At 34.4% G+C, this 15,898-nt stretch carries 16 protein-coding genes; 11 read left to right on the top strand and 5 right to left on the bottom strand.

Annotated features, from left to right (window positions below; genetic code table 11):
* The first annotated feature begins 70 nt into the window (after positions 1-70).
* The 3 genes from ACFPVY_RS08365 (at position 71) to ACFPVY_RS08355 (ending at position 3,031) form a co-directional block, all read left to right on the top strand.
* Positions 71-574 (top strand): transposase, encoded by a 504-nt coding sequence (locus tag ACFPVY_RS08365; RefSeq protein WP_379791517.1) that lies wholly within the window; start codon positions 71-73, stop codon positions 572-574.
* A gap of 48 nt (positions 575-622) precedes the next feature.
* On the top strand, positions 623-2,458 hold the full coding sequence (locus ACFPVY_RS08360; protein WP_379791516.1) for an ABC transporter ATP-binding protein: 1,836 nt from the start codon (positions 623-625) through the stop codon (positions 2,456-2,458).
* Positions 2,459-2,524: 66 nt separating this feature from the next.
* Positions 2,525-3,031, top strand: coding sequence for a hypothetical protein (locus ACFPVY_RS08355; RefSeq protein ID WP_379791514.1), 507 nt, complete (start codon positions 2,525-2,527; stop codon positions 3,029-3,031).
* A 502-nt stretch (positions 3,032-3,533) separates the two neighbouring features.
* On the opposite strand, the gene ACFPVY_RS08350 is transcribed toward ACFPVY_RS08355, so the two are convergent.
* Positions 3,534-4,475: an alpha/beta fold hydrolase gene (locus tag ACFPVY_RS08350; RefSeq protein WP_379791512.1), complete on the bottom strand. Its 942-nt coding sequence runs from the start codon at positions 4,473-4,475 to the stop codon at positions 3,534-3,536.
* Positions 4,476-4,616: 141 nt separating this feature from the next.
* On the opposite strand from ACFPVY_RS08350, the gene ACFPVY_RS08345 reads away from it, so the two are divergent.
* From ACFPVY_RS08345 to ACFPVY_RS08335, 3 genes are all read left to right on the top strand, one after another.
* Entirely contained in the window at positions 4,617-5,414 is a 798-nt protein-coding gene (locus ACFPVY_RS08345; protein WP_379791511.1) for a hypothetical protein, read from the top strand.
* Between the two features lie 116 nt (positions 5,415-5,530).
* A complete protein-coding gene (locus tag ACFPVY_RS08340) occupies positions 5,531-6,385 on the top strand; it encodes an alpha/beta hydrolase (protein WP_379791510.1) in 855 nt (284 codons plus the stop codon).
* 63 nt (positions 6,386-6,448) lie between these two features.
* Positions 6,449-7,324, top strand: a complete 876-nt coding sequence (locus tag ACFPVY_RS08335) for a T9SS C-terminal target domain-containing protein (RefSeq protein ID WP_379791509.1) — start codon at positions 6,449-6,451, stop codon at positions 7,322-7,324.
* Here the strand turns inward: ACFPVY_RS08335 and ACFPVY_RS08330 are convergent.
* Positions 7,311-7,886, bottom strand: a complete 576-nt coding sequence (locus ACFPVY_RS08330; RefSeq protein ID WP_379791508.1) for a DUF1543 domain-containing protein — start codon at positions 7,884-7,886, stop codon at positions 7,311-7,313. The two genes, ACFPVY_RS08335 and ACFPVY_RS08330, sit on opposite strands and share 14 nt — an antisense overlap.
* A gap of 97 nt (positions 7,887-7,983) precedes the next feature.
* Here ACFPVY_RS08330 and ACFPVY_RS08325 point away from each other — a divergent pair, with 97 nt between their 5' ends.
* Positions 7,984-8,505 (top strand): hypothetical protein, encoded by a 522-nt coding sequence (locus ACFPVY_RS08325; protein ID WP_379791507.1) that lies wholly within the window; start codon positions 7,984-7,986, stop codon positions 8,503-8,505.
* 76 nt (positions 8,506-8,581) lie between these two features.
* Here the strand turns inward: ACFPVY_RS08325 and murB are convergent, their stop codons facing one another.
* The 3 genes from murB to recF form a co-directional block, all read right to left on the bottom strand.
* Positions 8,582-9,595, bottom strand: a complete 1,014-nt coding sequence (gene murB, locus ACFPVY_RS08320) for a UDP-N-acetylmuramate dehydrogenase (protein WP_379791506.1) — start codon at positions 9,593-9,595, stop codon at positions 8,582-8,584.
* A 57-nt stretch (positions 9,596-9,652) separates the two neighbouring features.
* A complete protein-coding gene (locus ACFPVY_RS08315; RefSeq protein ID WP_379791505.1) occupies positions 9,653-10,327 on the bottom strand; it encodes a DUF2461 domain-containing protein in 675 nt (224 codons plus the stop codon).
* 104 nt (positions 10,328-10,431) lie between these two features.
* Complete coding sequence (recF, locus tag ACFPVY_RS08310; protein WP_379791504.1) at positions 10,432-11,511, bottom strand: DNA replication/repair protein RecF; 1,080 nt, start codon at positions 11,509-11,511, stop codon at positions 10,432-10,434.
* Between the two features lie 144 nt (positions 11,512-11,655).
* Here recF and ACFPVY_RS08305 point away from each other — a divergent pair, with 144 nt between their 5' ends.
* The 4 genes from ACFPVY_RS08305 to ACFPVY_RS08290 all read left to right on the top strand — a co-directional run bounded on the left by ACFPVY_RS08305 (position 11,656) and on the right by ACFPVY_RS08290 (position 15,893).
* Positions 11,656-12,444, top strand: a complete 789-nt coding sequence (locus ACFPVY_RS08305; RefSeq protein WP_379791503.1) for a tetratricopeptide repeat protein — start codon at positions 11,656-11,658, stop codon at positions 12,442-12,444.
* A gap of 69 nt (positions 12,445-12,513) precedes the next feature.
* The gene (gene ribH / locus ACFPVY_RS08300; RefSeq protein WP_379791502.1) at positions 12,514-13,008 is read left to right on the top strand and encodes a 6,7-dimethyl-8-ribityllumazine synthase; all 495 of its coding nucleotides are present in this window, start codon (positions 12,514-12,516) and stop codon (positions 13,006-13,008) included.
* A 174-nt stretch (positions 13,009-13,182) separates the two neighbouring features.
* Complete coding sequence (gene mutL, locus ACFPVY_RS08295) at positions 13,183-15,081, top strand: DNA mismatch repair endonuclease MutL (protein ID WP_379791501.1); 1,899 nt, start codon at positions 13,183-13,185, stop codon at positions 15,079-15,081.
* Positions 15,078-15,893, top strand: a complete 816-nt coding sequence (locus ACFPVY_RS08290) for a rhomboid family intramembrane serine protease (protein ID WP_379791500.1) — start codon at positions 15,078-15,080, stop codon at positions 15,891-15,893. Before mutL ends, ACFPVY_RS08290 begins: the two co-directional genes overlap by 4 nt.
* The last annotated feature ends 5 nt before the right edge of the window (positions 15,894-15,898 follow it).

Below are 15,898 nucleotides of genomic sequence, written 5' to 3'. Positions count from 1 at the left end.
GAAAAAAAAATCACCAAATCATATTAATTTTCAGAAAAACAATCCACATTTGTAAAATAATATCAACGCCATGTCAAATAAATATTTAAACAAATACCGCATTCCGTCGGCGCGTCTTCAATCTTGGGATTATTCTAATAATGGCGCTTATTTTATAACAATCTGCACAAAATCACGAAAACATTATTTTGGAAAAATTTTAAAAGGAGAAATGCAATTGTCTGATATTGGAAAACTTGCAGTTCAATTTTGGTTAGAAATTCCGAATCATTTTCAATCCGTGGAATTAGGGAATTTCGTTGTCATGCCGAATCATGTACATGGAATTTTGATTATAAATTCAAATTTACGCTCACAGAAAGAGCAGTTTTCTGCCTCTACCATATCCACAATGGTCGGTTCTTATAAATCGATTGTCACAAAAATGTCTCGCCAGAAAAATACTGATTTTGGCTGGCAATCTCGATTTCACGACCACATCATTAGAAACTCTGAATCTTATGAGCGCATTCAGAATTATATTGAAAATAATCCGGCAAATTGGAAAGAAGATGCATTTTTTTCAATGTTATAATTTGTTAAGATTAAAATATAATAAGCAAATCAAGTGTAAATTTGCACTATGAAACAAAACCGAAATCCGCCACCAGTTTACAAGCCAACATTTAAACAAAGACTTTCTGCATTGTCAAATCTTCCGGCATTTTTTAAATTAGTTTGGCAAAGCAGTCCGAAGAAAACTTTTTTTAGTTTTTTCTTCAGAATCTTGCGTTCTGCAATGCCTGTGGCACTTTTATACGTTGGAAAACTAATTGTTGATGAGGTTATTATACTGAATACTTCGGGAGGTTTGAACGACACAACTTATTTGTGGGAACTTGTTGGTTTAGAATTTCTACTGGCCATAATTACCGATGGTTTGAACCGAATCGTCAGTCTTTTGGACAGTTTATTAGGCGATAGTTTTTCGAATCACACTTCGGTAAAAATTATGCGTCATGCAGCCATTTTAGATTTAGAACAAACTGAAGATTCTGAATTTTATGATAAATTAGAACGCGCCAGACAGCAAACTTTAGGCAGAACGATGTTGCTTTCGCAAGTCATGGGACAAATACAAGATTTGATTTCGATGGCATTTTTAATCGGTGGATTATTCACTTTTAATCCGTGGTTGATTGCGATTTTAGTGTTGACAATTCTTCCTGCTTTTTTAGGAGAATCTTATTTTAACAACCAGAATTATTCACTTACGAGAAGCCAAACTCCAGAGCGAAGAGAGCTTGATTATCTCAGATATTTAGGCGCAAGCGATGAAACAGCAAAGGAAATCAAGATTTTTAATTTGGCTGATTTTGTCATAAATCGATTCAAAAAATTATCTGATAAATTTTATAAAGACAACACAAAACTTGCAAAAAGACGCGCTTTTTGGGGCGGTTTCTTCTCGATATTGGGAAGTACTGGATATTATGGAGCCTATGTTTTTATAATTATCAGAACGATTAACGGACAACTTTCTGTGGGAGATTTGACTTTTCTTGCCGGATCATTTCGTCAACTTCGAACTTTGACTGAAGGAATTCTGCTTCGATTTACAACAATTTCTCAAGGTGCCATTTATCTGAATGATTTCTTAGATTTTTTCGAAATTCAGCCGAATATCGTTGTCAACAAAAATCCGATTCCGTTTCCAAATCCAATTTTGAAAGGATTTACTTTTGAAAATGTAGGTTTTAAATACCGCCATAGCGAAAACTGGGCAAACAGACATTTGAATTTTACGCTAAATCCGGGTGAAACCCTCGCTTTGGTTGGAGAAAACGGAGCTGGGAAAACTACGTTAGTAAAACTTTTGGCGCGACTTTATGAGCCTACGGAAGGAAGAATTCTCTTAGACGGAATTGATTTAAAAGAATATGATCCAAAAGATTTACAGCAAAATATAGGCGTGATTTTTCAAGATTATTTGCGATATCAGATGACGCTTTCGAGCAATATTGCCGTTGGAAATATTTCTGAATTAAACAATTTAGAACTAATAAAAACCGCTGCAAAAGCAAGTACGGCAGATACTTTGGCAGAAAAACTTCCAAATAATTTTGAACAAGCTTTAGGAAAAAGATTTAATAATGGCGTAGAACTTTCGGGTGGCGAATGGCAAAAAGTGGCGCTGTCAAGAATTTATATGAAAGAATCGCAGGTTTTAATTTTAGACGAACCAACTGCTGCTTTAGATGCTAGAGCTGAATATGAGGTTTTTCAGCGTTTTTCTCAAATGACAAAAGGGAAATCTGCGGTTTTGATTTCGCACCGATTTTCAACAGCGCGTTTGGCCGACAGAATTTTAGTTTTAGACAAAGGCGAATTACTTGAAATTGGAACACATTCAGAATTACTCGAATTAAAAGGAAGATATGCCGAATTGTTCGCCTTGCAGGCCAGAGGTTATCAGTAAATTAAACTTTCAGAAATCGATATTTTTGATTTAAACGGATTATTTTTGCAACAAGAAAAATATACAATGAAAGACATAAAAAAAGAGCTCGAGCGTTACACCAGCAATAATTATCTCAGGAAAGAAATCATCGAAAGACTTCAAAATGATGGCTTTGATATTTCAGAAATCAATGAAGAAATGTCGAAGCAGATGGAGGAAGCTGAAGATCGAATTGTGATGAATATGCTTTATTTTTTTCCTTCGTTTTTATATATTCTGTTGCTGGCATTTTTATCGATGTTTGGGATAAATAGCATCGAAAACCTTTTTGGAAAAGCGGTGTCTTTTATAGCATTAATAGCAATTATAGTTTTGGGATATAAATATTACAGAGAGTCAAAAGCATCATTTTTGGTGGTAGGAATTTTAATGTACGCAGGTTTGGCATTTTTGATTATCTCATGCGCGGCGCGAATTGCATTAGATTTTAAAATTCCGTTTGTGAATTATTTTACAGTATTTTTTGGGGCGGTGTATTTGTACTTTTTTGCAAAGGAAAATCTTTGGGTATATAAATCTTTAAAGAAGTAGTTTTTAGAAAAAAATCCTAAAAATTGTATTTTAAGAATAATAAATTTTAAATGAAATGATTACGCAAAACCATTTAGTTAACGCCTTTATTTTCTTAATTCCGGCAGTTTTATTTTATCTTTTGATTCTTTGGAGAAGACAAAATCCACAATCTAATCAACAAGATCTACATCCCGCAATAAGCAAATTATTGAAATTTAAAGATTGGATTTTAGTAATCGTATTTATATTCGCTTCGTTGAGGTCTTTTTATTTCTGGTATATTTTACAACGATAATTTTATAAACCTAAAATTTTACGTCCGTAAAAAGTTAAATTTTGAAAAACATTGGAATAGTATAAACTATTACTAAAATAGTGTAAGAATTTAATCGAAAATCAGCCTTAATATTGTAAGAAATTTACAGGCTGGGGGGCTTATAAGTTTGCATAGTTAAATTCAGTAAGAATATGTATGGGTAAAAAGAGATGCAGCAATGCATCTCTTTTTTTATGTGCAATTTTAATCTTTAAGAAAGTCAACCACTTTTTGATTTACAGTTTTTGATTGATCGATTGTAAGAAAGTGTCCTGCATTTTTAATTTCTTCTGCTTCGCTTTTTGGAATCAGGTTTTGGGCTTTTTCTACGGTATCGTCTGAATTAATAACATCATGATCGCCAATTAAAATTAGTACAGGAATTGTGATATTTTTCAATTCATCCTTAGAAAAAGGCGTCATTTGAAGCATACTTGTATTGGTTTTTGCATATTTATTTGCCAAATAAAACTGCTTTTTATATAAAGTGTCAATCTTTTTCGGATAATATGAAAACGCCTTCAAAGTGCGTCGAAGTTTATTTTTATTGGGAAACAATTTCAGCATCAGCGCAGGCATCGCTTTTCTTTTGCTGTCGATGGTTTCAAAAGTTTGCGCCGGACTTAAAAGTGCTAATTTGGTAATTCTACTTTCTTCTTGAATTGCAAGCAAAGTTCCGATCCAACCGCCACGCGACGCACCAACAAGCTTAAATTTCTTTAGTTTATAATGATCAAATATTTCGTTGTACCAAGTCACAACTTCCGTTTTATTTAAAGTTTCTCCGCAAGAAACTGATTTTCCGGGTTCCATTAAAAAGTCGATGGCATAAACGCGGTGATTTTTAGAAAACGCTTCGATATTTGGATACCACATCGTGGAACTGGCGTCCATTCCGTGAAGTAAAATCAATGGCGACGCATCTTTTGGCCCAGAAATAATAATGTGAGCCGTTCCATAACTTGTGATTAAATCTTCCTCTTTAAAGTTGATTTTCCAAAGTTTTAATGCACCGTTATACGATTTTAAATATTCGGTTTTGGCTGACTTTGTTTTAAAAACATAATCATCAATGCGGTCTGCTTTTTTGGCGCCACAGCTTGATAAAACTAAAAGTAGAAGGAAAAAATAGATTTGTTTAGGCATAAGAAAATTGCAATTTTTATTAAATATACTATAAAAGCGGCAAGGAAAGCTATAAAATTATGTTAGAGAAATTTAATACAAGAAAAATTATTCGGTTAAAATTTGTGGTAAATTAGCAATCAATGAATTTCAGATTTTAAAATGAAAAACAAAATCTTCCAAATCGTATTTCTTTTAGCAATTTTTAGCTGTTCAGAAAAGAAAGAAGAAAACGTAGTAACTAATCAGGAAAATCCGTCAATTGAAGTTGATTCTACCACAGTTAATCCAACAAAGGAAGCTGTTTTTAAATGGCAAACTGAATTGTGCCTCAAAGAAGGAACTTACGATTCAAAAAAATATACGGCGTCTGAATTGCAAGCAACTTATGAGCTTTGGTGGAGGTTCAGCGGTTATTTGAGTTATGATGTAACGCCAAGTAAAGAGGAAGATGTCGCCAATTTGAGTGTCGAAATTTTAGACGAAAAATACAACGAAAGTTTATTGGTGTTCAAAAATCTCAAAATAATTAACGAGCCTTATTGGATTCAATTGAAAAAGAATAAAATGAGAGAATTGACTGAAAGTTATGAATTGAAAAAGATTGCGATTCAAGCTTACACAAATCCTCAAATTTTAATGAAAAACCGTTTCACAGAGCATTGTCGAGAATATGCTTTAGCTTTATCTTCTTCGGATGATGAGCTGTTGCTGAAAACTTGGAAAAATTTGATAGAAAGACAAATGGAAAAAAATGGTTCTCCAGATAGAGTTTTGGAAAAATACAACCAAGAAAATGCTTCTTCCGACAGACTATTTTTTGCGAGAAAACAACTCATGACTTATGGTTGGTGGAATTGTGCCAATCACGTCGTTTATCATTTTGAAGACGACGGAACGCCTCAAAACGAATTCGAAAAACTATTCAGCAACATAAAAAGTGAATGTGATGAACCTTAATTTAAACAAAGACAAAGGTTCATTACCGATGCCACAGTTTGGGCAACAAATCCTTAGATTTTATTTTTAAATCTTGAGAAAATGCCTTTACTTTGAAAACCAATACTATTTAAAAAATGAAAACTTTAAAAATTCTCTTATTTGTCTTTCTAATAACTCACGCTAATTTTTCTCACGCGGCAAAAGTTGATACGCTTGCGATTCCAAGTGTGGCGATGGGAAAAACATATAATGCAGCCGTCGTTCTTCCAAATTCTTATGCTAAAGGAAAAACAAAATATCCCGTGATGTATCTTTTGCACGGCGCTTATGGACATTTCAGAGATTGGTTGAAAAGCACTCCAAATAAATCGGTTGTGAAAGATCTTGCCGACCAATATAATATGATAATTGTAATGCCAGAAGGCGAGACGTTCAGCTTTTATTTAGACAGTAAGTCGAATAAAGAAAGTCAATTTGAAACGTATATTACTAAGGAAGTCGTTCAGAAAATTGACCAAACTTACCGAACGATTGCAGAAAAAAAAGGACGCGTAATCACCGGATTATCGATGGGAGGCCACGGCGCACTTTCGCTTTCAGCAAAACATCCAGAGTTATATTTGGCGGCGGGAAGTATGAGTGGCGCGCTCGACATGGGCTCGATGTTAAACCGAGACAACGCCGACCAAGTTAAAAAACTGATGCAACCTGTTTTTGGCGATGAATCTGGAAATAAAGAGTTGTATGAAGCCAACGCGGTGCTTGGAATGATCGACAAAATTAAAGCGAACAAAATGCCTTTGATAATCGATATCGGGGTGGATGATTTTTTGATTGAATCAAATCGAGAATTGCACAGACGACTGGTTTATGAAAAAATTCCGCACGATTATACAGAACGTCCGGGCGCGCATACTTGGGAATATTGGGAAAACTCAGTTCCATATCACGTTTATTTTTTCTCTAAAATTTTGAAAGCAAATCCATAATTTTCGAAAATAATAATCAAGAAAAGCTGCAGTTGTCTGTGGCTTTTCTTATTTTTAGACCTTATGAAATCAATTTTTTATTTACTAATCTTTTTCTTCGGATGTAGTTCTGTTCTTGGTCAACGTTTGAAGCCAACTTCTTCAAATGTTATAGACCAAAAAGTGCATGAAACTTCTGGATTGTTATTTTGGAATGATAAATTGTGGACGCATAATGACGACGGAGATACCAATTTATATGCTTTAGACAAAAATTCGTGTGAGATTTTAGAAACAATTGCTTTAAAAAAGGTTATAAATAAAGATTGGGAATCCATTTCGCAAGATGAAAATTATATTTATATCGGGGATTTTGGAAATAATGTCACCGGAAATAGAACTGATTTGCATCTCTTAAGAATTGAAAAAGAATCGTTGTTACAAGGAATTCAAAAGATTGATTCGATACAATTCAATTATTCTGACCAAAACGACTTCACCGCAAAAAAATCTAATGAAACTGATTTCGACGGCGAAGCTTTTATTGTTTCAAAAGACAGCATTTATATTTTTTCAAAGCAATGGAAATCAAGAAAAACCAGCGTTTATTCATTGCCAAAGAATCCGGGAAATCACATTGCAAATTTAAAATCTACTTATAATGTCAATGGATTAATTACGGATGCCACCTTTATAGAAGGTACAAATCAAGTTGTTCTCTGCGGTTATTCCAAAAAATTAAAACCTTTTCTGTATGTTTTGTCAGATTATAATTTGACCGATTTCTTCTCTGGAAATAAAAAGAAAATCAAATTGAAATTGCCTTTTCATCAAATCGAAGGAATTACCTCTGACGGAGAAAAAATCTATTTTACCAACGAACAATTTGTTCGGAAACCTTTCATAAACGCCACTCAAAAATTACACGAAATCAATTTAGAAGAAATTATAAATCGTTAGATTTTAACAACTTCGAAATTTTTAAGTAACCAATATGCAATTCGTCTTCTGCAATATTCTCTTGCTTCGTGATTTTCAATTGAAAGTTTTCCTTAAATTCTGACGACAAAATATCCTGCACTTTATAAGCGTTGTCAATATCAATCCCGTATTTTTCATCGATGTGCGAAGTCGCGCCTTTAAAGCCATAATGTTTGTAAAACGCGTTTTCTTTACTGCTTTTTGTGGCGATGGAAAGCGTTTCGGCAACAGTCAGTAATTTATAATGATATTCTTCAAATTCGCCTGGTTTGTAACCACCCAGATTCATAAAAAAAAGCTTTTCAACCGACGAATTGTTTTCTTGTTTTGGAACAATTTCAATCAAATTACCGTCAACTGAAGTCACTTCGCGCCAAGCATCAATGTGGATTTCGCCCTTTGCTTCGGGCCAAAAAGCAATCATTTGCGGAACCAAATCCCTTAAAGACTTTGCAATTCCAAAAAAAGTATCGTGTTGTTCAGTCAATCGCCCATCTGGAGTGCAGCCAATGATGACCATGTAAAGCTTAAATTTTTCCATAACCTCAAATTACTAAATTTTTTTATTAAAATTCTCTAAAAAAATTTTTTTGGCTTTATTTTTGGAATACATTTATAAACAAATAAAATAAAACGTTATGAAAAGAATATTTTTACTATTGACAGTTGCCGCAATGACGGCATTTACAGGATGTTCAAGCGACGATGATCGTGTTGACAATGATACAATTGCAGAGGTTTTTGAGATTAATCAAAACACATCTTTTACCGCAGCAAATAATTACCAAATTAATTACACATTAAATCCGCAGATTTATAGTTCTGATATGATTTTGATCTACAGATTGTCAGGAACTTCTGGGGGAAATGATGTATGGGAAGCTTTACCACAGACTTACTTTTTTGGAGGTGGCGCTGAGTTTTTGCAATACACGTTTGATTTTACCGTAAATAATATAAATATTTATTTAGAAAGCAATTTTGCTCCAGAAGAAGAACCAGCATTTTCAGTAAACCAAGTTTTTAGAGTTGTGATTATTCCAGGTTATTATTCAGGTGTTGGAAAAGTTTCAAATAGCGTTGATTTAACAGATTATAACGCGGTAATGACAGCTTATAAATTGAATAGTTCAAATGTTAAGACTATTGGAGAAAGATAAAAATTTCTGCCAAATAAAAAAAAAAGAGACTTTCGGGTCTCTTTTTTTTGTCTATAAATGAAATATCAGTTCTGTCTTAAATCACATTCACCTCTGCTTCAATTTCAATATCAAAAAGTGTTTTCACCGTTTTTTGGATATCTTTCGAAACATTCAATATTTCTTGGCCAGTTGCGTTTCCATAATTCACTAAAACTAAGGCTTGATTTTTATGGATTCCTGCGTCACCAAAGCGTTTTCCTTTAAAGCCAGCTTTTTCAATAAGCCATCCCGCTGGAACTTTAACTTCTGTTTCTGACACCGAATAACTCGGCATTTCTGGATGCAAAAGATGAATTCTTTCAAAATCACTCTTCGGAATAATAGGGTTTTTGAAGAAACTGCCACTGTTTCCCAATTCTTTTGGGTCTGGCAATTTGCTTTGGCGAATTGCAATAATTGCATTGCTAACATCAATTAATGTTGGAACTACGATTTCTTTTTTTGTCAATTCTGCAGCAATATCTCCATACGAAATATTGATTTTGTGTTTCTGTTTTGTCAATTTAAAAACTACTGAAGTAATGACGAATTGGTCTTTCGCTTCGTTCTTAAAAATACTTTCGCGGTAGCCAAATTTGCATTCTTCTTTCGTGAATTTTTTAGTCTCAAAAGTTTGAATATTAATCGCTTCGCAAGAAAAAAAAGTGTCTTTTATCTCCGTTCCATAAGCGCCAATATTTTGAATGGGAGTCGTACCTACATTTCCCGGAATCAGCGACATGTTTTCTAATCCGCCAAAATCTTGGTTGATCGCCCAAAGAACAAATTCATGCCAATTTTCACCAGCTTGTGCTTCCACAAGAACAAAGTTATCGTTTTGTTCCACTATTTTTTTTCCTTTCAAATCCACGTGAATTACCAAGGCATCGATGTTTTGGGTCAAAAGCATATTGCTTCCGCCACCCAAAATGAATTTTTTCTGCGAAGTGTTTTCCTGTAAAATTTGCTTCAATTCTTCAACAGAATGAACGGATGCAAATTGTTTTGCAGTGGCTTCAATGCCAAAAGTATTGTGTTTTTTAAGCGAAAAATTCTCGATGATTTCCATTGAATGAAATGATAAATTTGAATGACAAAAGTACTTTAAACCTTTTTGAAATCATAATTAATCTTCGGTCGTGAGCGCGCGTGTCAAAAACTCGTTTAAGGGCTTTAAAGCGATTAGTTTTTCTGAAATTTTCTTTACGAAATCTTTGTCGGTCAGCAATTTGTCATCGATATTTTGTCCGGCCGTGAAGCTTTTTAGTTTCAAATATTCAATGGCAACGTGATCTTTTTCGTAATCTTTTGGAGAAGTTTTTAACGAATTTGTTTCTGTTCTTTCAAATGAGCCAAATTCTTTTTTGAACTTTTTATTTTCAAGAATTTCTTCCAAATCTTCATGAAAATACGCAACTTCCTTTCTGATTTTCTTTAAATCATTATTGTCTGGCCACCAAACGCCACCGCCAATAAAACTTTTTCCGGGCTCGATATGAATGTAATATCCGGGTAAATTGGTATTTTTTGTTCCGCCCGAAAGCCAAATTCCCATGTGCGTTTTATAAGGTGTTTTGTCTTTTGAAAAACGGATGTCTCGGGCGATACGAAACGAACAATCTTTGACTTCTAAATGGCGAAGCGAATTATCCATCGGAATCATTTCGTCTAAAAAAGCTTGGATTAATTTTGAATATTCTTTTTTATATTGTTCGTAATATGCTTTGTTATCGTGAAACCATTCGCGGTTGTTGTTTTCTTTAATATCATTTAAAAATTGAAATATTTTCGTAGAAACCATTTTTTGACAATTATAAGTTATGATTTAATGAATTATGAGTTCAGTACTGTAACAATATTATGAAAAAATATAGAATTGGGATTTTTTTTAAGAAGGAATTAATCTTAAAGCTGGAAGATTTTATAACTCTGGTGCATTGATTTCACGATAGTTTCCGTTCTTTCTGGATGCGTGTCTGAAATAAACAATTGCCCGAAATCTTCATTATTTACCATTTCAATAATCTTTCCAACGCGCGTTTCATCGAGCTTATCGAAAATATCATCAAAAAGCAAAATCGGATTCTGCTTGCTTTGTTTTTTTACGAATTCAAATTGCGCCAGTTTTAAAGCAATCAAAAATGATTTTTGCTGTCCTTGCGAACCAAATTTTTTAATCGGATGATTGTCAATTTCAAAAGATAAATCGTCTTTGTGAATTCCAGTGCTTGTGTAATGTAACACACGATCTTTGCCTAGAGTTTCTTCAAATAAAGTCATCAAATCGTTGTAGTGCAACTGACTTTCATAGACGATTTGAACCGTTTCTGCATTGCCTGTTATCGCTTGATGATGTTTGTTGAAAATCGGAATAAAATCTTGTAAAAACTGCTTCCTTTTTTCAAAAATCGAATGTCCCAAATGATGAAGCTGTTCGTTATATATAATTAAGGTAGTGTTTTCAAAAACGTGATTCAAGGCAAAATACTTCAAAAGCGCATTTCTTTGACTGACAATTTTTTGGTATTGAATCAATTCTTGCAAATAATTTGAATCCAATTGCGAAATCACTGAATCGATGAACTTTCTTCTGGTTTCGCTTCCTTCCACAATTAAATCGCGGTCGGCCGGAGAAATAATCACCAAAGGAATAAAACCGATGTGGTCAGAAAACTTATCGTATTGTTTTCCGTTTCGCTTCAATATTTTCTTTTGGCCTTTTTTTAAACTGCAGACGATTTGCTCGTTTCTGCCGTCTTTTTCAAATTCGCCATCGATTACGAAAAACTCTTCATTGTGCTTAATATTTTGAACTGCCAACGGATTAAAATAGCTTTTTCCGTAAGACAAATGATAGATCGCATCGAGCACATTTGTCTTACCGATGCCGTTTTTTCCAACAAAACAATTGATTTTGTTGTCAAATTCGAAGTTAGCCTCGGAGAAATTTTTATAATTGAATAAAGAAATTTTTTTTAAATACATCTGCAAACCCCAACTGATAGTGAGAACTTTGGAAAAATTACAATCTTTTTTTTAAGAGGGTGCAAATTATTCAAAAATAACGACAAAACATCTTTTAGTTTTGAATAAAAATTTTATTTTTGCACCTCACTAAATTAAATATTAATGGCAACGTATAATAAAAGAGGATATAAAGCTCCAAAACCTGAAGAAGAAAAAGGATTCGAACCAGACCCAATTGATAACATCTCAGAAAAAGATAGTACAACGGCTGGAGTTTTCAATTCTTTGGACGAAGGTGCTTCAAAAACCGAAGAGTTTGTTGCTAAAAACCAAAAAGGTATTTTCATTTTTATCGGAGTTATTGCTCTTGGTGCGCTTGGATATTTAGGATACAAACAATTTGTGTCTGAACCAAAAGAAGACGAAGCGGCAAACGTTATGTTCGTGGCTCAAAAACATTTTCAAGAAGCTACTGATTCTCAAGATCCAAAAGTTTCAGATTCACTTTATGCGCTTTCTTTGAAAGTTTCTGAAGGACAGCCAGGTTTTGTTCAAGTTGCTGAAGATTATTCAGGAACTGACGCTGGAAACATCGCAAATTATTACGCAGGAATTGCTTACTTGAATACTAAAAAATATAAGGAAGCTATTGATTATTTAGAGAAATTTTCTTCTAAAGATTTATTCTTGTCAGCTCTTGCAAAAGGTGCAATTGGAGATGCTTTTTCTCAATTGAACCAACCAAAAGAAGCTTTAGAATATTATGTAAAAGCTTCTGAAGTTAATGAAAACGACGTGACAACACCACGTTTCTTAATGAAAGCTGGACAAACAGCTTTAACTTTGAAACAAAATGCTGACGCTTTGAAATATTTTACAAAAATCAAAGAAAATTACGCAACTTCTATTGAAGCATCGAACGTTGACGCAATGATCGGTTTGGCGCAATAAATTAGACTGCAGATTCCAGATTTCAGTTTAACTGTTATCTAAAGTCTAAGATCTAAAATCTAAAATACAATGGCTACAGCTAATAAAAATTTATCAGAATACGATAAAAACACAATCCCAAGCGCGAAAGATTTTCGGTTTGGGATTGTTGTTTCAGAATGGAATGACAAAATAACGGAAGGACTTTTTTCTGGTGCAGAAAAAGCGCTTTTAGATTGTGATGCGGTTCCAAATAATATTGTGAGATGGAATGTTCCGGGAAGCTTTGAGCTTATTTATGGAGCAAAAAGAATGATTGAAACTCAAAAAGTGGATGTTGTGATTGTGATTGGATGTGTAATTCAGGGCGAAACAAAACACTTTGATTTTGTGTGTGAAGGCGTTACGCAAGGAATTAAAGATTTGAATGTTCAAACTGATGTTCCTGTGATTTTCTGTGTTTTGACAGATAATAACGAACAGCAATCAATCGATAGAAGCGGTGGAATTCACGGAAACAAAGGAACCGAAGCGGCAATTGCAGCTTTGAAAATGGCTTATTTAAGACAGCAATCTTCTTTGTAAGAACTAAAAAATAAATTTAAGAAGCCTATTTCAAATTTAGAAATAGGCTTTTTTTATGTGTAAAACTTTCTGGTTTTCGCAATTTCAAATTTTTCAAGTGTTACATTATTTCCGTAACTTTGAAAGTCGTTTCCCAAGCTTTTTTAAGAGAAGCGAGTTAATCAAATTCATAGAATGTCGAGTATAATCCAATTGCTTCCTGATCACGTTGCCAACCAAATCGCTGCTGGAGAAGTGGTGCAAAGACCTGCTTCCGTTGTCAAGGAACTTCTTGAAAACGCGGTGGATGCGGGTGCCACAGATATCAAATTAATTATTAAAGATGCCGGAAAATCCTTGGTACAAGTCATTGACAATGGCAAGGGAATGAGCGTTACCGATTCGCGTTTGTGTTTCGAGCGTCATGCGACTTCAAAGATTCGTTTGGCTGAAGATTTGTTTTCATTAAGCACAAAAGGTTTCCGTGGTGAGGCTTTGGCTTCCATTGCGGCGATTGCCCATGTGGAAATGAAGACGCGCCAGGACCAAGATGAATTGGGCACTCAATTGGTTATCGAAGGAAGCAAATTTATCACGCAAGATGTAGCTGTTTTGCCAAAAGGAACTTCTTTTTCGGTTAAAAATCTGTTTTTTAATATTCCGGCTCGAAGAAATTTCTTGAAATCTGATACTGTGGAACATCGTCATATTTTAGATGAATTTCAGCGTGTAGCTTTGGCGCACGCCAATATTCATTTCACGATGTATCACAACGGGAGCGAAATGTTTAACTTGCCGCAGTCTAATTTCAGACAGCGAATCGTGAATATTTTTTCGGGCAAAACCAATGAAAAATTAGTCCCGATTCAAGAAAGTACTGAAATTGTTGGAATTCAAGGATTTGTAAGCAAGCCCGAATTTGCAAAGAAAAATAGGGGAGAGCAATTCTTTTTTGTGAACGATCGTTTTATTAAAAGCGGTTATTTGCACCACGCAATCATGGCGGCTTATGAAGGATTATTGAAAGATGGCGCGCAACCGAGTTATTTTATTTACTTGAATGTACCGCCAAACACAATCGATATCAATATTCATCCGACAAAAACAGAAATTAAATTTGACGATGAACATGCGTTGTATGCGATTTTGCGTTCAGCTGTAAAACATAGTTTGGGACAATTTAACGTCGCTCCGGTTTTGGATTTTGACAGAGATTCAAATTTAGATACGCCTTATGATTACGAAGGAAAGGAAGCGTCAATGCCGATTATTCAGGTAGATGCGAATTTCAATCCGTTTGGAAATCCAGATCCAACTTCGTCTAAATCATATTCTGGAGGAAGCAATTACAGCAGTTCATCGAATAGCGGCAGTTTTTCTTCGTATAAAAAACCAGAACCATCAAGTTGGGAAAGTTTATACGTTGGTTTAAAGCAAGATACCGAAACCGTTACGCAAATCGAAGACATCGAATTTGAATCGGAAGAAGTGACAGGCTCGCTTTTTAACGATAAAGAAATTGAGGAAGTAATTCATAGAACGTATCAAATTCATAAAAAATATATCGTCAGCCCGATAAAATCTGGGATGGTGATTATCGATCAGCAACGTGCGCATCAGCGTGTTTTATATGAGCAATTTCTGACGAATATGACAGTTCATCAAGCTTCAAGTCAGCAATTATTGTTTCCGTTGAATCTGTATTTTTCTTCAAATGAAATTAATTTGATTACAGAATTAGAACTTTCTTTAGTAAATACTGGTTTTGTTTTTGAAGAAATTAATGAAGATTCTGTTGTAATTTCGGGTTTGCCCGTCAATGTGACAGAAAGCGAGGTTTCAATTCTGTTGGAACAATTATTGAGTGACTTACAAGACGGAATTCCGGAAAGCAGTTTTAGTCAAAACGATACGATTGCAAAATCAATGGCAAAAAGCCTTGCCGTAAAAACCGGAACTTATTTGACTGAAAAAGAACAAGAAAACCTTGTCAACGGACTTTTTGCTTGTAAAGAACCAAATGTTTCGCCTTTTCATAAACCCACCTTCATCACAATGCGTGTTGAAGATTTAGATAAAAAATTCGCAGTATGATGAACATCACGCCCGTAGTCAAGCAGTTGCTGATTATAAACGTAATCTTTTTTATTGGATCGCAATTTGCGCCTTTGGCAGAAGAGCTTTTTGCACTTTACAACCCACAGAACAATCATTTTCAATATTGGCAACCGATTACGCATATGTTTATGCACGGAAATATCATGCATATTTTCTTCAATATGTTTGCGTTGTATTCTTTTGGAAGTGCTCTTGAGCATTTTTGGGGAGGCAAAAAGTTTATCTTTTTTTATATTTCTTGCGGACTTGGTGCGGCATTATTGCAACTAGGAGTTAACTATTTAGAGTTGCAGAATGCGCTAAAAGCTGCTTCTGATTTAGAACTTACCAATGCGACACTACACAAGATTTTAAATATTAGTTTTTCAGATGGAGTTAGCTACAGGTCAGATTTATTTATTAAAGGACTTGAGCCAATTTTGCAGAGCGTTGGTAAAGTTGAATTAGCTAATCAATCAAATATCACGGCTTTATTTCAAGCAGCAGCTCAAAATCAAACACCAATGGTCGGTGCTTCTGGAGCAATTTACGGATTATTAGTTGCTTTCGCATTTATGTTTCCAAACGCAGAATTGATGATGATGTTTATTCCGGTTCCAATTAAAGCTAAATTTTTTGTGCCAATAATTATCGGTCTTGATTTATTTTTAGGAGTTGCAGGAAATTCAATATTTGGAGATGGGCCTGGTGGTGTTGCTCATTTCGCCCACATCGGCGGTGCCATAATCGGTTTCATAATGATGTGGTATTGGAAAAAAAATCAATTTAACGATAGACGCTGGAACTAATAATT

It is taken from the genome of Flavobacterium qiangtangense, from assembly GCF_042658345.1.
GTDB lineage: Bacteria > Bacteroidota > Bacteroidia > Flavobacteriales > Flavobacteriaceae > Flavobacterium > Flavobacterium qiangtangense.
Note: the sequence above shows the minus strand (reverse complement) of the source record. Positions and strands in the feature narration are given on the sequence as shown.

Excerpts from the sequence above, each read along its gene's own strand:
- ACFPVY_RS08365 (WP_379791517.1), top strand. The coding sequence starts at position 71 with ATGTCAAATAAATATTTAAACAAATACCGCATTCCGTCGGCGCGTCTT.
- ACFPVY_RS08360 (WP_379791516.1), top strand. The coding sequence starts at position 623 with ATGAAACAAAACCGAAATCCGCCACCAGTTTACAAGCCAACATTTAAA.
- ACFPVY_RS08355 (WP_379791514.1), top strand. The coding sequence starts at position 2,525 with ATGAAAGACATAAAAAAAGAGCTCGAGCGTTACACCAGCAATAATTAT.
- ACFPVY_RS08350 (WP_379791512.1), bottom strand. The coding sequence starts at position 4,475 with ATGCCTAAACAAATCTATTTTTTCCTTCTACTTTTAGTTTTATCAAGC.
- ACFPVY_RS08345 (WP_379791511.1), top strand. The coding sequence starts at position 4,617 with ATGAAAAACAAAATCTTCCAAATCGTATTTCTTTTAGCAATTTTTAGC.
- ACFPVY_RS08340 (WP_379791510.1), top strand. The coding sequence starts at position 5,531 with ATGAAAACTTTAAAAATTCTCTTATTTGTCTTTCTAATAACTCACGCT.
- ACFPVY_RS08335 (WP_379791509.1), top strand. The coding sequence starts at position 6,449 with ATGAAATCAATTTTTTATTTACTAATCTTTTTCTTCGGATGTAGTTCT.
- ACFPVY_RS08330 (WP_379791508.1), bottom strand. The coding sequence starts at position 7,886 with ATGGAAAAATTTAAGCTTTACATGGTCATCATTGGCTGCACTCCAGAT.
- ACFPVY_RS08325 (WP_379791507.1), top strand. The coding sequence starts at position 7,984 with ATGAAAAGAATATTTTTACTATTGACAGTTGCCGCAATGACGGCATTT.
- murB (WP_379791506.1), bottom strand. The coding sequence starts at position 9,595 with ATGGAAATCATCGAGAATTTTTCGCTTAAAAAACACAATACTTTTGGC.
- ACFPVY_RS08315 (WP_379791505.1), bottom strand. The coding sequence starts at position 10,327 with ATGGTTTCTACGAAAATATTTCAATTTTTAAATGATATTAAAGAAAAC.
- recF (WP_379791504.1), bottom strand. The coding sequence starts at position 11,511 with ATGTATTTAAAAAAAATTTCTTTATTCAATTATAAAAATTTCTCCGAG.
- ACFPVY_RS08305 (WP_379791503.1), top strand. The coding sequence starts at position 11,656 with ATGGCAACGTATAATAAAAGAGGATATAAAGCTCCAAAACCTGAAGAA.
- ribH (WP_379791502.1), top strand. The coding sequence starts at position 12,514 with ATGGCTACAGCTAATAAAAATTTATCAGAATACGATAAAAACACAATC.
- mutL (WP_379791501.1), top strand. The coding sequence starts at position 13,183 with ATGTCGAGTATAATCCAATTGCTTCCTGATCACGTTGCCAACCAAATC.
- ACFPVY_RS08290 (WP_379791500.1), top strand. The coding sequence starts at position 15,078 with ATGATGAACATCACGCCCGTAGTCAAGCAGTTGCTGATTATAAACGTA.